The 16,916-nt window shown below is 65.9% G+C and carries 14 protein-coding genes; 12 read left to right on the top strand and 2 right to left on the bottom strand.

What is annotated here, in order from left to right; translation table 11 throughout:
• A partial coding sequence (locus tag ABY403_RS04190) for a tetratricopeptide repeat protein (RefSeq protein WP_372839203.1) occupies positions 1-416 on the bottom strand: 416 nt, incomplete at its 3' end.
• Between the two features lie 218 nt (positions 417-634).
• On the opposite strand from ABY403_RS04190, the gene ABY403_RS04185 reads away from it, so the two are divergent.
• Complete coding sequence (locus ABY403_RS04185) at positions 635-817, top strand: zinc-finger domain-containing protein (protein ID WP_372839200.1); 183 nt, start codon at positions 635-637, stop codon at positions 815-817.
• A 48-nt stretch (positions 818-865) separates the two neighbouring features.
• A complete protein-coding gene (gene polA / locus ABY403_RS04180; protein ID WP_372839197.1) occupies positions 866-3,664 on the top strand; it encodes a DNA polymerase I in 2,799 nt (932 codons plus the stop codon).
• Positions 3,665-3,770: 106 nt separating this feature from the next.
• Here the strand turns inward: polA and ABY403_RS04175 are convergent, their stop codons facing one another.
• Complete coding sequence (locus ABY403_RS04175; RefSeq protein ID WP_372839195.1) at positions 3,771-4,370, bottom strand: DUF1285 domain-containing protein; 600 nt, start codon at positions 4,368-4,370, stop codon at positions 3,771-3,773.
• Positions 4,371-4,439: 69 nt separating this feature from the next.
• Between ABY403_RS04175 and ABY403_RS04170 the strand changes: the two genes are divergently transcribed.
• The 10 genes from ABY403_RS04170 to ABY403_RS04125 all read left to right on the top strand — a co-directional run.
• On the top strand, positions 4,440-5,447 hold the full coding sequence (locus ABY403_RS04170) for an AAA family ATPase (protein WP_372839193.1): 1,008 nt from the start codon (positions 4,440-4,442) through the stop codon (positions 5,445-5,447).
• Complete coding sequence (locus ABY403_RS04165) at positions 5,444-6,328, top strand: DUF58 domain-containing protein (RefSeq protein ID WP_372839191.1); 885 nt, start codon at positions 5,444-5,446, stop codon at positions 6,326-6,328. The genes ABY403_RS04170 and ABY403_RS04165 overlap by 4 nt, the downstream gene beginning before the upstream one ends.
• A complete protein-coding gene (locus tag ABY403_RS04160; protein WP_372839188.1) occupies positions 6,328-9,060 on the top strand; it encodes a DUF4159 domain-containing protein in 2,733 nt (910 codons plus the stop codon). Before ABY403_RS04165 ends, ABY403_RS04160 begins: the two co-directional genes overlap by 1 nt.
• Positions 9,057-11,150: a hypothetical protein gene (locus ABY403_RS04155; protein ID WP_372839185.1), complete on the top strand. Its 2,094-nt coding sequence runs from the start codon at positions 9,057-9,059 to the stop codon at positions 11,148-11,150. The genes ABY403_RS04160 and ABY403_RS04155 overlap by 4 nt, the downstream gene beginning before the upstream one ends.
• A gap of 259 nt (positions 11,151-11,409) precedes the next feature.
• Positions 11,410-12,840: an FAD-linked oxidase C-terminal domain-containing protein gene (locus tag ABY403_RS04150; protein WP_372839183.1), complete on the top strand. Its 1,431-nt coding sequence runs from the start codon at positions 11,410-11,412 to the stop codon at positions 12,838-12,840.
• 38 nt (positions 12,841-12,878) lie between these two features.
• Positions 12,879-13,967 (top strand): FAD-binding protein, encoded by a 1,089-nt coding sequence (locus tag ABY403_RS04145; protein ID WP_372839181.1) that lies wholly within the window; start codon positions 12,879-12,881, stop codon positions 13,965-13,967.
• Positions 13,957-14,271 (top strand): hypothetical protein, encoded by a 315-nt coding sequence (locus tag ABY403_RS04140; protein ID WP_372839180.1) that lies wholly within the window; start codon positions 13,957-13,959, stop codon positions 14,269-14,271. The genes ABY403_RS04145 and ABY403_RS04140 overlap by 11 nt, the downstream gene beginning before the upstream one ends.
• Before the next feature lies 1 nt (position 14,272).
• Positions 14,273-15,568, top strand: a complete 1,296-nt coding sequence (gene glcF / locus ABY403_RS04135; RefSeq protein WP_372839178.1) for a glycolate oxidase subunit GlcF — start codon at positions 14,273-14,275, stop codon at positions 15,566-15,568.
• 52 nt (positions 15,569-15,620) lie between these two features.
• Positions 15,621-16,409, top strand: coding sequence for a serine protease (locus ABY403_RS04130; protein ID WP_372839177.1), 789 nt, complete (start codon positions 15,621-15,623; stop codon positions 16,407-16,409).
• A 139-nt stretch (positions 16,410-16,548) separates the two neighbouring features.
• On the top strand, positions 16,549-16,916 hold a 368-nt coding region (locus ABY403_RS04125; RefSeq protein WP_372839174.1), incomplete at its 3' end, for an Hsp20 family protein.

The following is a 16,916-nucleotide window of genomic DNA, read 5'->3' as shown; positions in this document are numbered from 1 at the left end:
TTGCCCTGCTCATAAAGCGATGCAAGCTCATGGGTCGCGCTTACGTCGCCCTGTTCGGCGGCCAGCCCAAGCCAGCGCAGCGCCTCTGCGTAATCGGGTGCGATGCCTTCGCCTTTTGCGAGAATCGTGCCGAGGTTCGATTGCGCGCGCACATCGCCCTGCTCGGCGGCAAGCCGATACCAATGCGCTGCCGCCTCAAGGTCAACTGCCACGCCATCGCCGGTTTCGTAAAGCAGGCCAAGGCCGAATTGCGCGGCCATATCGCCCTTTTCGCCCGCCTCGGTCCACGCGGCCACCGCGGTGGTGTAATCTCTGCGCAAGTAGGCGGCATAGCCTTCGCGGTAATCCGCACCGGCGCTGCTTGCTGAAAAAGTTGCCGCCAAGACGAGTGCAAATGCCCAAGTGCCGCGCGCCATACTGAACCTCCTGCTCGAATCCGGTCACACCCTAGACCTTTCGTGCCGCGGCTGCGAGGGGGGCAGATGCCGCGGGCCGCGCGCGGGGCGACGACTGGCCAGTTCTTGCCCGCCCGCTTTCGGCTTTCGCGCCCGCTTGGCGCTTGCCCGTCCCGTCCCATTCGCTATCATGGCCGCAACCAGCGCACCCCGCGCCCGAAGCTTATGGAGCCTGCCAGATGAGCCGCTTGCCAGAGACCGAGACCGTCACCCACTGGACCGTCGCCTGCGATGGCGGCGCGGGCGCTGATGGGCACCCGCGGGTGTATCTGGTGATCCCCGAAAATACGGGCGAAGTGACCTGTGGCTATTGCGGCAAGCGATTCGTGATCGACCGCGCTCACGCCCAAGCCGCCCACTAAGGCACGGGCGCGCCGCCCCGCCGACCGCAGCCCGAGGGAGGGGACGCCATGAGTTTCGGCAAAGGCTGCCATTTACATCTGATCGATGGCTCGGCCTTCATCTTTCGGGCCTATCACGCGCTGCCGCAACTGACGCGCAAATCCGACGGCCTGCCGATTGGCGCGGTCGCGGGCTTTGCCAACATGATCTATCGCTACATCGAAGATGCAAAGGGGTCTGATGCGCCAACCCATGCCGCTGTCATCTTCGACCATTCCGCCAAGACCTTTCGCAACGAGATCTATCCCGCCTACAAGGCCAACCGGCCCGATCTGCCCGAAGACCTGAGGCCGCAGTTCCCGCTGACCCGCGAGGCTACGCGGGCCTTCAACCTCGCCTGCATCGAATTGGCCAATTACGAGGCTGACGACATCATCGCCACGCTGGCGCGCCAAGCCCGCGAGGCGGGCGGTCGCTGCACCATCATCTCGTCCGACAAGGACCTGATGCAACTGGTCGGCGACGGCGTCGAAATGCTTGATGCGATGAAGGGGCTGCGGATTGGCCCTGATCAAGTGGCCGAAAAGTTCGGCGTCGGGCCAGACCGGGTAGTAGATGTGCAGGCGCTGGCGGGCGATGCCATCGACAATATCCCCGGCGCGCCCGGAATCGGCATCAAGACCGCAGCATTGCTGATCAACGAATACGGCGATCTCGAAACCCTGCTGGCACGCGCGGGCGAAATAACGCAACCCAAGCGCCGGGCGGCGCTGATCGACAACGCCGAGCAGATCCGCTTGTCGATGCGGCTGGTGACACTTGATGCACAGACCCCGCTCGATTTCACACTCGAAAGCCTCGAGGTGCGTGAACCCGATCCGGAAACGCTCATGCGCTTTTTGCGGGATATGGAGTTCAATACGCTAAGCCGCCGTGTGGCCGATAAACTTGGCCTGCCGCAGCCGACGGAGCCCGTGCACGCCCCCGTCACCCCGGATGGCGCGCCCGCGCCCGCGCCGGTGGCATTTGACCCCGCCGCATATACCTGCATACGCGACGGCGAAACGCTGGCGCAATTCATCGCACAGGCCCATGCCCGCGGCTGGGTGGCGGTTGATACCGAAACCACCAGCCTTGACGAGATGCAGGCTGAACTTGTCGGCGTGTCGCTGTGCACAGAGCCGGGGCAGGCGGGGTATTTGCCGCTGGGGCACAAGGTCGGCGGGGGCGATCTGTTCGGGGCGCAAGCGCTGGCACCGGGCCAGATGCCGCTGGCCGAGGCGTTGGCGATGCTCAAGCCGCTGCTCGAGGACGAAAGCGTTCTCAAGATCGGCCAGAACATGAAATACGACTGGAAGATATTTGCCCGCCACGGCATCCGCGTGGCACCGTTCGACGATACGATGCTGATGTCCTACGCGATGCAGGCGGGGCTCAACTCGCATGGCATGGATGCGCTCAGCGCCAAATACCTCGGCCATCAGCCGATTCCGATCAAGGATCTGCTGGGCGGCGGCAAGGCGGCCATCACCTTTGATCGGGTGGCCATAGACGATGCAGTAAAATATGCCGCCGAAGACGCCGACGTAACGCTGCGTCTCTGGCAGCAGTTCAAGCCGCAATTGCACGCAGCACGGGTGACCACCGTTTACGAAACGCTCGAACGGCCGCTGGTGCCAGTGCTGGCGGAAATGGAAATGGCGGGGGTGCGGGTCGATCCGGGCACGCTGTCGCGCATGTCCAATGTTTTCGCGCAGAGCATGGCCGGGCTTGAGGCCGAAATCCACGATCTCGCGGGCCAGTCTTTCAATGTGGGCAGCCCCAAGCAACTGGGCGAGATCCTGTTCGACAAGCTCGGCTTGCCGGGCGGCGAAAAGGGCAAGACCGGGGCCTATTCGACCGGTGCCGATGTGTTGGAAGACCTTGCCGCCGAAGGCAGCGATCTGGCCGCGCGGGTTTTGGACTGGCGCCAGATCAGCAAGCTCAAATCAACCTATACCGATGCGCTGCAAACCCATGTGAACCCCGAAACCGGGCGTGTGCACACCTCTTATTCGATCGCGGGGGCCAACACCGGGCGGCTCGCCTCGACCGACCCCAACCTGCAAAACATCCCCGTGCGCTCTGATGAAGGCCGCCGTATCCGCGAGGCTTTCGTGGCCGGGCCGGGGATGCGCCTAGTCAGTCTGGATTACAGCCAGATCGAGTTGCGAATTCTGGCCCATGTCGCCGATATTCCCGCGCTGAAAGAGGCGTTCCGCCAAGGCCATGACATTCACGCCATGACCGCGTCTGAAATGTTCAACGTGCCGATGGACGAAATGACCCCCGAGGTTCGTCGCCGCGCCAAGGCGATCAACTTTGGCGTCATCTACGGTATTTCGGGCTTTGGGCTTGCGCGGAACCTGCGCATACCGCGTGCCGAGGCGCAGGGTTTCATCGACCGCTATTTCGAACGCTTCCCCGGCATCAAGACCTATATGGACGATACCGTGGCCTTCGCCAAGGCCAACGGTTTTGTGCAAACCCTCTTTGGCCGCAAGATCCATACACCCGAGATAGGCGCGCGCGGCCCCGGTGCGGGCTTTGCCAAACGCGCCGCGATCAACGCGCCAATACAAGGTGCCGCCGCCGATATCATCCGCCGCGCCATGATCCGCATGCCCGCGGCCATTGCAGACCTGCCCGCCAAAATGCTGATGCAAGTGCACGACGAATTGGTTTTCGAGGTTGAAGCGGCAGCTGTGCCCGACCTCATCACTCGCGCTCGCGCAGTCATGTCGGGCGCGGCCGAGCCCGCCGTCAAACTGACCGTGCCGCTGGTGGTGGACGCGGGCGAAGGCGCAAACTGGGCCGAGGCGCACTAGGGCGCAAACTGCTTCAGGCCAAATATCCCCCGCGGAGCGCGACCCGGCGTGCAACCGGCGCAACCTTTGGACGGCGCATCGCAAAGCGGCGGGGCACCAGCGTGCCTCATCGCAATTCAGTCGCCGGAATCAGGGGAAAGAAGCTGCCCCCTGACCATAGCCCCAGCCAAGTTTCGCCTTGGTAGGGCGCTGGGCGGGCAAGCTCGACCAGCCGGTAGAACGTCTTGCGGTCGATCCGCGCCTCCAGCCCTGCGCGGACCATCACATAGGGCGCAGGCTCGCCCGTTTCGGGGTCGCGCGGGCAGCGGATCGGGTGGTCCGGGCCCGCCGTCACACTATCCTCGACGTTCGTGGTAAAGGTTATCGCTTGCGCTTCGTCCTCCCCGCTCGCTTCGGCATCAACCGCGATAAAGGGGGCGTCCTCTACCCGGATGCCGACCTTTTCAACCGGGTTGACAAGAAAATAGTCATCGCCCTCGCGCCGCAGGATCGAGGCGAAAAGCCGCACCAGCGGCGCGCGCCCGATCGGGGTGCCAAGGTAGAACCAGTTTCCGTCACGCCGGATTTCCATGTCGATATCGCCGCAAAATGGCGGGTTCCACAGGTGCAGCGGCGGCGGGCCCTTGCGCGCAAATTCGCCTGCGGCAGCGGCCAGCCCCTCGGCTGAGGGCTTCACGGGGTTTTGTGCGGGCGTTTTCTCGGTCATCAGTGCTTTGCCATTGGGTTCAAGAGCGATATCTGCCAGCTTAGGGTATCGCATGAGGGGAGTATTGTCATGGCCGCGCCCGCCGATCTGGTTGCCGAATACGAAGCTTTGGGCCAACGCCTTGCCGCAGCACGGGTTTCCATCGACCGCCGCTTTATCGGGCAGGAACGGGTGGTGGAACTGGCGCTGGTGGCGCTTTTGTCAGGTGGGCATGGGCTTCTGGTGGGGTTGCCCGGTTTGGGCAAGACCATGCTGGTCGATACGCTCGGCACCGTGATGGGGCTGAAATCAAGCCGCATCCAGTTTACGCCCGACCTGATGCCGGCCGATATTCTGGGCTCCGAGGTGTTGGAAACCGCAGCCGATGGCAGCCGCGCATTCCGCTTTATCGAAGGGCCGGTGTTCTGCCAGTTGCTGATGGCGGATGAGATCAACCGCGCCAGCCCGCGCACGCAATCGGCGTTGCTGCAAGCAATGCAGGAACGCGAGGTGACGGTGGCGGGGGTGCACAGGCCACTTGGTAGCCCCTTTCATGTGCTCGCCACGCAAAACCCGATCGAGCAAGAGGGCACCTACCCGCTGCCCGAAGCGCAGCTTGATCGGTTTTTGGTACAGATTGATGTGGACTATCCCACCCGCGCCACCGAGCGCGACATTCTCTTGGCTACCACGGGTGCCACGCAGAACGCAGCGCATCAGGTTTTCACCGCTGAAGAGCTGATCGCGGCGCAGGCGCTGGTGCGGCGGATGCCGGTGGGCGAGGCGGTGGTGGAAACCATCCTTGATCTGGTGCGCGCCTGCCGCCCGGGTTCGGCAGAGGCGGGCGCGGGGCTTGGCGAGGCGCTGGCATGGGGGCCGGGCCCGCGTGCGGCGCAGGCGCTGATGCTGGGGGTGCGGGCGCGGGCGCTTTTGTCCGGCAGGTTGGCACCTTCGGCAGATGACGTTCTGGCGCTGGCGCGCCCGGTGCTGGTGCACCGCATGGCGCTCAGCTTTGCTGCACGCGCGCGGGGTGAAACACTGGCCGCCATCATCGACCGCATTGCCGCCGAGGTGACCCGCACCGAGGCCGCCGCGTGAGCATTGCCCCCGCCCAGACCCTGCGGCGCGAGGCCGAGGCGTTGGCGGCCCCCCTGCCGCCGCTGCTGGTTGCGGCCGAGCAATTGGCGGCATCGGTGCAAATGGGCGCGCATGGCCGTAAGCGCGCCGGGGCGGGTGACGAGTTCTGGCAGTTTCGCGCCGCCGCGGCGGGCGATGCGCTGCGCAGCATCGACTGGCGCCGCTCCGCCCGCTCTGATGCGCAATATGTGCGCGAACGCGAATGGCAGGCGGCGCAGTCGGTTTATCTTTGGGTCGATGGTGCGGCTTCGATGAAGTATTCAGGCGCTCCCGCGCGGGGGGCAAAGGCCGCACGCGCGCGCCTTTTGGCGCTGGCGCTGGCGGTGCTGATGGTGCGCGGTGGCGAAAGGGTAGGGCTGCTTGCCCCACCGACGCCGCCACGCCCCGGAAGGGTGCAATTGCTACATCTGGCCTCGCTGCTGGCCGCGCCACAGGACGCGGAGGCCGACTATGGCGCGCCCGCGGTAGCCGGGCTTGCGCCACATGCGCGCGCGCTGATGCTGTCGGATTTTCTGGGCGACCCCGGCGCGGTCGAGGCGGCGCTGGCGGCGGCGGCAGAGCGCGGCGTGAAGGGTGTGCTGATGCAGGTGCTTGATCCCGACGAAGAGGCGTTTCCCTACGACGGGCGGGTGATCTTTGAAAGCATGGGAGGCAGCTTGCGCTATGAAACGCGCGCCGCGGGTGATCTGCGGCTGCGCTATCGCGAAAAGTTAGCGGCGCGGCGCGATCTGCTGGCGGGGCTGGCGCGCGCTGCGGGCTGGCAGTTTGGCACGCATCACACCGGGCAGCCTGCCGCGGCGGCGCTGCTTTGGGCATTTGCCGCGTTGGAGCGGGGGCGCTGATGGGCGCGTTTGGCGCAATCGGCTTTGCGTCTCCGTGGCTTTTGGCTGCGCTTGTGGCGCTGCCGGTGCTGTGGTTCCTTCTGCGCGCCATGCCACCTGCGCCGCTGCGCCGCCGCTTTGCGGGGGTGGCGCTGCTGTTGGGGTTGTCCGACCGCGAGGTGCAGGCAGAGCGCACGCCGTGGTGGCTGCTGCTGCTGCGCATGGCGGCACTGGCCGCGGCGATCGTGGGTTTTGCCGGGCCAGTGCTGAACCCGGCATCACAGGCGGTGGGTGCGGGGCCGCTGCTGATTGCGATAGATGCATCTTGGGCCGAGGCGCCCGGCTGGGCGCGTGTGCAAGACCGCACGGCACGCGCAGTCGAGGCCGCGCGTGCGGCGGGGCGGCCCGTGGCGCTTTTGGCGCTGACCGATTTGCCGGGCGGGCGAATGAGCTTTGCTGCGGCCGATGCGGTGGCCGAAGCGTTGCCCGGCCTTGCGCCCCAGCCGTGGGAGCCGGGCGAGGCCGACTGGGCGGCGCTATTGCCCAAAGGGCGGTTCGATACTCTCTGGCTTTCCGATGGGCTGGCACGCCCGATGCGCGCGGGGTTTCTGGCAGAGCTCGAGTCGCGCGGCGCGGTGACGGTGTTCCAATCCACTAGCCCGGTGCTGGCGCTTGGTGCGCCGCAATTGCTGGATGGCGCGGTCAGGGTGCCGCTGTTGTCGAGCGTCGCGGCCGGGGCGACTGAGCTAGAGGTGGTGGCGCGCGGCCCGGACCCTGCGGGGATCGAGCGCGATCTGGGCCGGGTTACCGTTCAGCCTGGCACCGAGGCGGCCTTTACGCTGCCGGCCGAGTTGCGCAACCGCATTACGCGGTTTGAGATAGTCGGTCAGCGCGGCGCGGGTGCTGTGGCGCTGACAGATGACGCATTGAAGCGCCGCAAGGTGGCGCTGGTTGCCGCCGGAAGCGCGCGCGAGGGGTTGGAATTGCTTGCCCCCACCCACTATTTGCAAAAGGCGCTGGCACCGAGCGCCGAGATCCTTGAGGGCACGTTAGAGGATATGCTGCTTACAGCCCCCGACGTGGTGATTTTGTCTGATGTCGCACAGGTAGCAGATGCAGAGCGGCTGGCCGATTGGGTGGCGCGCGGTGGCCTGCTGATCCGCTTTGCCGGGCCGCGCATGGCGGCGGGCTTGACCGGGCAGGATGATCCGCTTTTGCCGGTGCGGCTGCGCGCGGGTGGGCGCGAAGTGGGCGGCACCATGAGTTGGGGCGCACCGCGCGCGCTGGCACCATTTGCGCCCGATAGCCCGTTTGCAGGGCTGGCGCTGCCCGCCGAGGTCGTGGTGCGCGCGCAGGTTCTGGCCGAGCCGTCGCCGGAACTGGCGGCCCGCACCATCGCTTCGCTGGAAGATGGCACACCGCTGGTTACCCGCGCGCCGCTGGGCGAGGGCTGGGTGGTGCTGTTCCACGTTACGGCCAACGCTGAATGGTCAAGCCTGCCGCTCTCGGGCCTTTTCGTGCAGATGCTTGAACGACTGGCGCTAGCCAGCGGCACCGCGCGCGAAGGCGTGGCCGATCTGGCGGGGGCGACATGGGTGGCTGAACGGGTGCTCGACGGGTTCGGCGCGCTGCGCCCTGCGGGGGCGCTGGCCGGGGTCAGCGGTGACAAGCTGGCGGCACGTCAGCTTGGGGCCGCGATGCCGCCGGGGGTGTATTCTGCGGGCGAGCGGCGCGTGGCGCTGAACACCATCGCGCCGGGGCGCGTTCTGGAACCTGCGGTCTGGCCCGCCGGGGTGGCGGTCGAGGCAGATGTGCAGGCGCTGCCGCCGCTGCCGTTGCAGGGCGCGCTGTTGGCGCTGGCGCTTGGGCTATTGTTGGTCGATGTGCTGGGCACCTTGGTCGTTTCCGGGCGGCTGCGCGCTGGGCGAGGGGTGGCGGTGCTTCTGGCGCTGGCGCTGTTGCCCTTTGATCCCGCCCCCGCGCGCGCCGAAATGGACCCCGCGCGCGCGCTGGCGGTTGCGGGTGAGGTGGTGCTGGCCTATGTGCCCACTGGCGATGCCGAGGTTGACCGCATCGCCGCTGCGGGCTTGAAGGGGCTGTCGCAGGTGCTTTTCGCGCGCACCTCGGTTGAGCCGGGGCCACCGCTGGCGGTGGATCTTGAAACCGACGATCTGGCGCTGTTCACCTTTCTCTATTGGCCGGTCACGGCGGATGCGGTCGTTCCCTCGGCCACGGCCTATGCCCGGATCAACCGCTATCTGCGCGGCGGCGGCATGATATTGTTCGACACGCGCGATGCCGATTTTGCCGGTTTTGGCACAGCGACACCCGAGGGGCGGCGCTTGCAGGCGCTGGCGGCACCGCTGGATGTTCCGCCGCTGGAACCGATTCCGGCCGACCATGTGCTGACCCGGTCCTTCTACCTGCTGCAAGATTTCCCCGGTCGTTTTGTCGGGCGCGGGGTCTGGGTCGAGGCGGCACCGCCCGATGCGGAACTGGCCGAGGGGATGCCGTTTCGCAACCTCAACGACGGCGTGACTCCGGTGGTGATCGGCGGCAACGACTGGGCCGCTGCATGGGCGGTTGATGGAACGGGGGCACCACTCTTGCCCGTAGGGCGCGGCCAGACTGGCGAGCGGCAGCGTGAAATCGCCTACCGCTTTGGCGTCAACCTGTTGATGCATGTGCTGACCGGCAACTACAAATCGGATCAGGTGCATGTGCCTGCGCTGCTGGAAAGGCTTGGGCAATGATCGGTGGTGCGAACCTTGTTTACGCGCCGCTTGTGCCTTGGCCACTGCTGGCGGCGCTTGCCGGGTTGGCGGTTCTGATGCTTGCTTTCGCGCTTTGGCGTGGGCTTGCGGGGTGGGTGCTTCGGGCAGCCGCGGCGATTGCGTTGCTTGCAGCGCTTGCCGGGCCGGGGCTGCAAAATGAGACGCGCGCGGGGCTAAGTGACATCGTTATCGTGGTCGAGGACCGCAGCGCCAGCCAAAGCCTGCCCGGCCGCGCAGCACAGACCGATGCAGCGATGGCGCGCATTGAAACTGATCTTGCAGCGCTTCCCGATACCGAAATGCGCGTCGTGCGTTTGGGCGATGGCGAGGCGAACGCAGGCACCCTTTTGGCGCAAGCCCTAGCCGAGGCGCTTGCGGCCGAGCCACGCGACCGTATCGCGGGCGTGATCGTGGTAAGCGATGGGCAGGTGCATGACGCGGACCAGATGCCCGCGCTGCCCGCACCGCTGCATGTGTTGCTGACCGGGCGCGCCGCCGATTGGGACCGCCGCCTGCTGATCCAGACCGCCCCAGCCTTTGGCATCATAGGCGAGCCGGTCGTGGTGCGCTTGCGCATTGATGATCTGGGCACCGTTCCCGACGCGGCACCACCGATGGCGACGCTGATCATCGCGCTCGAAGGCGGGCCGGGACAGAACTATCAGGTGCCGGTTGGGGTCGATCTGGAATTGCCGCTGACGCTGGAACATGGCGGCCAGAACGTGGTGCAGATTGATCTAGCAGAGACACCGGGCGAGCTGACGACGCGCAACAATTCGGCAGTGGTGCAGGTGAACGGCGTGCGCGACCGTCTACGGGTGTTGCTGGTATCGGGCGAGCCGCACGCGGGCGAGCGGACATGGCGCAACCTTTTGAAATCTGACAGCGCGGTGGACCTTGTGCATTTCACCATCCTGCGCCCGCCGGAAAAGCAAGATGGGGTGCCGGTCGATGAGTTGTCGCTGATCGCCTTTCCCACGCAGGAGCTTTTTGTCGAAAAGATCGACGAGTTCGATCTGATCATCTTCGATCGTTACCGTGTTCGCGGCATTTTGCCTGCAGCCTATTTTGGCAATATCCGCGCATATGTTGAACGCGGCGGCGCGGTTTTGGTGGCGGCGGGGCCAGAGTTCGCCACCGCCGAAAGCCTCGCCTACACCGATCTGGGCGAGATCCTTCCGGCGTGGCCGGGCGGCAGGGTGCTAGAGGGGGCGTTTTTGCCGCGCCCGACTGCGCTTGGGTTGCGCCATCCGGTAACGGCGGCATTGCCCGGCATTTCGACCGAAGGCGGCGACCCGACATGGGGGCCTTGGCTACGGCAATTGGCGGTAGAACCTGCACCCACGGCACAGGTGGTGCTTGAAGGCGCGAGCAGCGCGCCGTTGCTGGTGCTTGACCGGGTGGGCGAGGGCCGGGTGGCGCTACTTGCGTCAGATCAGGCGTGGCTTTGGGATCGCGGCTACGAGGGCGGCGGGCCGCAGGCGGAACTGTTGCGCCGTATCGCGCATTGGGCGATGTCGGAACCCGAGCTGGAGGAAGAAGCGCTTTTGGCCGAGGTCGAACCGGGGGCGCTATCGCTGACCGTGGTGCGGCGCACCATGCAAACCAGGGCTGAGGGGGTCATCATCACCGGCCCCGATGGTGTCGAGGTCACGTTGGATATGGCCGAAACCGCACCGGGCCGCTTTACCGCGCGCTGGCAGGCACCTGCGCCGGGGCTTTACCGGTTGCGGTCAGCTGATCTGGAAACGGTTGTAGCACTCGGCCCGGCCAGCCCGCGCGAATACGAGGCGGCGGTGGCCAGCCCAGAGCCATTGGCAGAGGCCGTTGCGGCGGCGGGCGGTGCTTTCAGCCTGCTTGAGGATGGCGCACCCGAGGTGCGGCAAGTGCGCGCCGGGCGTTTTACTGCCGGAAATGGCTGGATCGGCATCACACCGCGGGGCGCGAGTGCAACGCTGGATATCCGCCTCAGCCCGCTTCTACCCGGCTGGCTATGGCTGCTGATCGCCGCTACGCTTAGCCTCGCGGCATGGCTGATTGAAGGGCGCGGCAGGCGTCGTCTTGCCTAGCGCGGGCAGCACCCAAGGCTGACCGCGCCCGAACTAGCGCTAGGCGACGTCGGGTTTTCAAACCAGACCTGCCGCGCCTTACCTCTTCAGCAAGGGCAAGCGCGCGGGTGCAAGCCCAGCGATTAGCGCCATGCAGGGATGTTCGTGATCCCATCTGCAACGCCGCCATCGGCCCCAGCGATCAGCGCGCTGCATGGCCAATTTCGCTTGCTTGATGGCAAAACTGGTTATATTTCCTTACCAGATCAGGAGGTGCGCCATGCAGATGCCCGTTCCGAACCCGGCGATTCTGGCGAAAAAGGCGGCCGTTGTGGCGGCATTGCGCGCAGTTCTACCTGCCGATGCGGTGATCGACGCGCCCGAAGAAACCCGTGCTTATGAATGTGACGCGCTGGCCGCCTATCGCGCGCAGCCTTTGGCCGTGGTGCTGCCACGCACGACCGCCGAGGTGGCGGCGGCGCTAAAGGTTTGCCACAATCTCGGTGTGCCGGTGGTGCCGCGCGGTGCGGGCACCAGCCTTGCGGGCGGTGCGATGCCGACCGAGGATGCGGTGATCCTTGGGGTCGCGCGGATGACGGCGGTGCTAGAGGTCGATACCGTCAACCGCTTCATCCGGGTCGAGGCCGGGCGCACCAATCTTGCGGTCACAGCGGCGGTCGAAGGCGAGGGGTTCTTTTACGCGCCCGATCCTTCCAGCCAGCTTGCCTGCCTGATCGCGGGCAATATCGCGATGAACTCGGGCGGGGCGCATTGCCTCAAATACGGCGTGACGACCAACAATCTTCTGGGTGTCACGTTGGTGACGATGGCGGGCGAGGTGCTGGAAATCGGCGGGCCGTGGAACGATGCGGGCGGGCTCGATCTGCTTGGCCTCGTGTGCGGTTCGGAAGGCCAGCTTGGCGTGGTAACAGAGGCGACGCTGCGTATTCTGCCCAAACCCGAGGGCGCACGGCCCGTGCTGATCGGGTTTGACAGCAACGCGGTGGCGGGGGCCTGCGTGGCAGACATCATCCGCGCGGGCGTCTTGCCCGTGGCGATCGAGTTCATGGACCGCCCCTGTATTCGCGCGACCGAGGCGTTTGCACGCGCAGGCTACCCCGACTGCGAGGCGCTGCTGATCGTCGAGGTTGAGGGTGCCGAAGCGGAAATCGCCGAACAACTGGGGCTGATCCGCCAGATCGCGATGCGCCACGCTCCGGTCGAGTTTCGCGAAAGCCGGTCCGAGGACGAAAGCCGGAAGATCTGGCTTGGGCGCAAATCGGCCTTTGGCGCGATGGGTCAGATCAACGACTACGTCTGCCTTGACGGCACGATCCCTGTCAGCGCGCTGCCAGAGGTGCTGGGCCGTATCGGCGAATTGGCCAAGGCCGCGGGGCTGGAAGTGGCCAACGTGTTTCACGCGGGCGATGGCAATATGCACCCGCTGATCCTTTACGATGCGAACCTGCCCGGCGATCTGGAACGCTGCGAGGCGCTTGGTGCTGATATTCTGCGGCTCTGCGTCGAGGTGGGTGGATGCCTGACGGGCGAGCATGGCGTGGGGATTGAAAAGCGCGACCTGATGACGGCGCAGTTCAACGGCGCGGATCTGGAGGCGCAGATGCGGGTCAAGGACGTGTTCGACCCGCGTTGGCTTTTGAACCCCGCCAAGGTGTTTCCGCTGGATCTGAGTGCCGCGCGGCGCGGCTAGGGCCTTGGGCTATCGACAATGAAAAAGCAGAGGGTGCGATGAAGCCTCGGGACGAGAGCGAACTGGCAGAAGCGATCCGCGCCGCGGCAGGGCCGCTGCGGGTGGTTGGGGGCGGCACGCGGCCAGTTGTGCGCGCGGCGGGCGAGGCCTTGCACATCGGCGGGTTGGCTGGTGTGCGGCTTTACGAGCCTGCGGCGCTGACACTGGTGGTTGGCGCAGGCACGCCTCTGGCCGAGGTCGAGGCGCTTTTGGCGGGTGAGCGGCAGCGGCTGGGGTTTGAGCCGGTGCGCTGGAACGCATTGCTGGGGGCTGCGGGCGAAAGCACGATAGGTGGCGTAGTGGCCGCAAACGTATCGGGCCCACGGCGTCTGCAAACCGGTGCCTGCCGCGATGCGCTGATCGGTGTGCGCTTTGTCGATGGCCGCGGCGAGGTGGTCAAAAGCGGCGGGCGGGTGATGAAGAACGTCACCGGCTACGATCTGGTGAAGCTGATGGCCGGCAGTTGGGGCCAGCTTGGCGTACTCAGCGAGGTGGCATTCAAGCTGCAACCCGCCGCGGCGACCGAGGCGACGGTGGTGCTGGAAGATCTTGGCTTGGGCGATGCGGTGGCAGCAATGGCCGCGGCAATGGGTAGCCCCTTCGAGGTTAGCGGCGCAGGCTGGATGCCCGGCGTAGGCACCATGCTGCGGCTAGAGGGTTTGGCAGAGTCGGTCGCCTACCGTGTTGGGCGGCTTTCGGCCGCGCTGGCGCGGTTTGGCGCAGTGCGCATCCAGCGCGAGAGTTCGGGTGCGCTTTGGCGTGCATTGGGTGAGGTTGCCCCCCTGCACGGGCTTGCGGGTGCCATCTGGCGATTTTCGGTGAAACCGTCCGAGGCACCGGGTGTGGTGGCGCGGCTTGGTTGCCCTGTGGTGCTTGACTGGGGCGGTGGGTTGATCTGGGCGGTGCTGCCAGAGGGGGTAGACGCGCGGGCACTGGCCGCGCCCTATAGCGGGCATGCGACCCTGATGCGCGGGCCGGGTGTGGTGTTTCAGCCCGAGGCACCGGCAATCGCGGCGCTAGGCGCGGGCTTGCGCGCCCAGTTCGATCCGCGCGGGCTTTTTAGCGGAGGCGCGGGTAATGGACTCTGACGGGTTGAATGCGGTTGCCCTTTTGGTGCCGATGGTCGTGTATCTTTCGCTTGGCCAGTTGCCCGCTGGGCGCGGTGCGCTGATCGGCATCGGCTTTGCGGCGATCGTCTGTGCGCTCGCATGGATCGGTGCGCCGCCGATGCGCGGGGTCGCTGGGCTGGCGGTTCTGGCCGTGGCTGCGGCGGCGCTGGTGCAAGGGGTGCGGGCGCTGATGGGGCCGCAGTTGACGCGCGGTGCATATTGGGCGCTGCTCGGCCTGCCGATCTTTGTATCGGCCGCTTATCTGTTTACCGGGGGCGCATGACGTGCAGACCAATTTCACGCCTGAGCAATTGGCCGACCCCGCGCTTGCGCGCGCCAACGAGATCTTGCGCGCCTGTGTGCATTGCGGCTTTTGCACCGCGACCTGCCCCAGCTATCAGGTGCTGGGGGACGAGTTGGACAGCCCGCGCGGGCGGATTTACCTGATCAAGGAAATGCTCGAATCCGGGCGGCCCGCGGATGCGCGCACCGTCAAGCACATCGATCGCTGCCTTTCCTGTCTGGCTTGCATGACAACCTGCCCCTCGGGTGTGCACTACATGCATCTGATCGACCAAGCGCGCGCTTATGTCGAGGCAACCTACCGGCGCCCTTGGCATGACCGGGCGCTGCGCTGGATGCTGGCGCTGATCGTGCCGCATCCGATGCGATTTCGTCTGGCGATGGGCGCGGCAAAGCTGGTGCGCCCGTTCCGTGCCTTGGTGCCCGATGCCCGGTTGCGCGCGATGCTCGATATGGCCGCCGCGCCGATTCCGCCGGTAAGCCGCAATGACGATGCGCAGGTCTTTGCCGCGCAAGGTACGCGCCGCTTCCGGGTGGCGCTGCTGACGGGCTGTGCGCAAAAGGCGCTGAACACCGATATCAACGATGCCACCATCCGGCTTTTGCGCAGGCTGGGTTGCGAGGTGGTGATCGCAGACGGAATGGGGTGCTGCGGGGCGCTGACGCATCATATGGGGCGGGTGGGCGAAAGCCACGCGCAGGCCGCGGCAAACATTCGCGCTTGGATGTCGGCAAAGGCCGAGGGCGGGCTTGACGCCGTTATCATCAACGCCTCGGGCTGCGGCACTTCGGTAAAGGACTATGGGCACATGCTGGCGGGCGAGTCGCTGGCGGCAGAGGCGGCAGAGATTTCGGCCCTGACACTGGATGTAACCGAGTTTCTGGAGCGGATCGGCCTGCCCGAAGGCGCGCCGAAAGGGCTGCGCGTGGCCTATCATGCCGCCTGTTCGTTGCAGCATGGCCAGCAGGTAAAGACCGCGCCCAAATCGTTGCTGAAGCGGGTGGGGTTCGAGGTGGTCGAACCCGAAGACGCGCATCTTTGCTGTGGTTCGGCGGGCACCTACAACCTGTTGCAACCCGCCATTGCCGGTGCCTTGCAGGCGCGCAAGGTGGCAACACTGGAAGCGCGCGCGCCGCAACTGATTGCGGCAGGCAATATCGGCTGCATGGTGCAGATCGGGGGTGCCACGGCGGTGCCGGTGGTGCACACGGTCGAGTTGCTCGATTGGGCAACCGGGGGGCCGCGGCCAAGGGCGCTTGCCGAACTTGCGCCATAATCCCGCCGCATCGGCCACTTAGCCTGTGGGAGAAATCTGTCCCGGGGCTTTGATGCGTATTCCTGCTTTCCTTTTCGCGATTCTGCTGCTGGCGGCACCTGCCTTGGCGGACGATGCGCTACATGCGCTGGTGACAGGTGACGAGGGGCGCGGCTGGGCCGCGGTGGGCCGCGTCGATCTGGGGGGAGATTCGTTTTGCACCGGGGCGCTGATTGCGCCTGACCTTGTGCTGACTGCCGCGCATTGCCTGTTTTCAGCGCGCACCGGCGCGATGATTAGCACCGATCAGATCAGCTTTCTGGCCGGTTGGCGAAACGGTTCGGCAGTGGCCTACCGCGGCGCGCGCCGTGCCGTGGTGCCTGCGGGCTATCGCTATGACGAAGCCAACAAGCTTGACCGGATTGCGGACGATCTGGCGCTGATCGAGCTTGATCAGCCAATCCGCCTGCCTTCGGTGCAGCCTTTCGCGCTGGCGGTGCAGCCGCGCGCGGGGGCCGAGGTGGGTGTGGTTTCCTATGCGCGCGACCGTGCTGCGGCACCCAGCCTGCAATCGGTCTGCACGGTGATGCAGCGCGAAGGCACGATTTCGATGCTGAGCTGCGAGGCTGACTTCGGTGCCTCGGGCGCGCCGGTCTTTGCGATATCGGGTGGTGTGGCGCAGATCGTTTCGGTGGTGTCGGCCATCGCTGATGCCGAAGGGCAGCGGGTCTCACTTGCGGTTTCGGTTGCCGGTGTCGCCGCCCTGCGCGCCGTTCTCGACCAGGGCATGGTCGGCACGGCGGGGCTTGTGCCGGGTGGTAGGCTGGCTGCGACCACGGGTGCAAAGTTCGTGCGCCCCTGAGCGCCGCTGGGGCCTTGAAAGCGCGGATCCACATTCCCAGATTATTTGCATCGGGGCGCCGCAGAAGCGGGCTTCGGTACAACCGTTCGGCCCCGTTAGGGGCGGGCAAACCACACCATCGCTCAAGAGAGGATGCACCATGCGTAATTTCGACTTTTCACCGCTTTACCGCGCCACTGTGGGGTTCGACCACCTTGCCGATCTGATGGATCGCGCGATGTCGGCCGAGGTGACTCAGCCCACCTATCCGCCCTACAATATCGAAAAACTTGGCGAGGATGCGTATCGCATTTCGATCGCAGTCGCAGGCTTTGCCGCCGATGATCTTTCGGTCGAAATGCGCGATGGCGCGCTAATCATCGCCGCGCGTAAGGCCGCCGAGGAAACCCCGCGCAACTATCTACACCGTGGCATCGCCACCCGCGCCTTCGAGCGCCGCTTTGCGCTAGCCGAACATGTGCAGGTGAAGGGCGCAAGCCATGTTGATGGTATGCTGCACATCGACCT

Source organism: Phaeovulum sp. (genome assembly GCF_041596715.1).
GTDB lineage: Bacteria > Pseudomonadota > Alphaproteobacteria > Rhodobacterales > Rhodobacteraceae > UBA6213.
This window is presented reverse-complemented; position numbering and strand designations above follow the sequence as displayed.

Coding starts and splice junctions, on each gene's coding strand:
- ABY403_RS04185 (WP_372839200.1), top strand. CDS start 635: ATGAGCCGCTTGCCAGAGACCGAGACCGTCACCCACTGGACCGTCGCC.
- polA (WP_372839197.1), top strand. CDS start 866: ATGAGTTTCGGCAAAGGCTGCCATTTACATCTGATCGATGGCTCGGCC.
- ABY403_RS04175 (WP_372839195.1), bottom strand. CDS start 4,370: ATGACCGAGAAAACGCCCGCACAAAACCCCGTGAAGCCCTCAGCCGAG.
- ABY403_RS04170 (WP_372839193.1), top strand. CDS start 4,440: ATGGCCGCGCCCGCCGATCTGGTTGCCGAATACGAAGCTTTGGGCCAA.
- ABY403_RS04160 (WP_372839188.1), top strand. CDS start 6,328: ATGGGCGCGTTTGGCGCAATCGGCTTTGCGTCTCCGTGGCTTTTGGCT.
- ABY403_RS04155 (WP_372839185.1), top strand. CDS start 9,057: ATGATCGGTGGTGCGAACCTTGTTTACGCGCCGCTTGTGCCTTGGCCA.
- ABY403_RS04150 (WP_372839183.1), top strand. CDS start 11,410: ATGCAGATGCCCGTTCCGAACCCGGCGATTCTGGCGAAAAAGGCGGCC.
- ABY403_RS04145 (WP_372839181.1), top strand. CDS start 12,879: ATGAAGCCTCGGGACGAGAGCGAACTGGCAGAAGCGATCCGCGCCGCG.
- ABY403_RS04140 (WP_372839180.1), top strand. CDS start 13,957: ATGGACTCTGACGGGTTGAATGCGGTTGCCCTTTTGGTGCCGATGGTC.
- ABY403_RS04130 (WP_372839177.1), top strand. CDS start 15,621: ATGCGTATTCCTGCTTTCCTTTTCGCGATTCTGCTGCTGGCGGCACCT.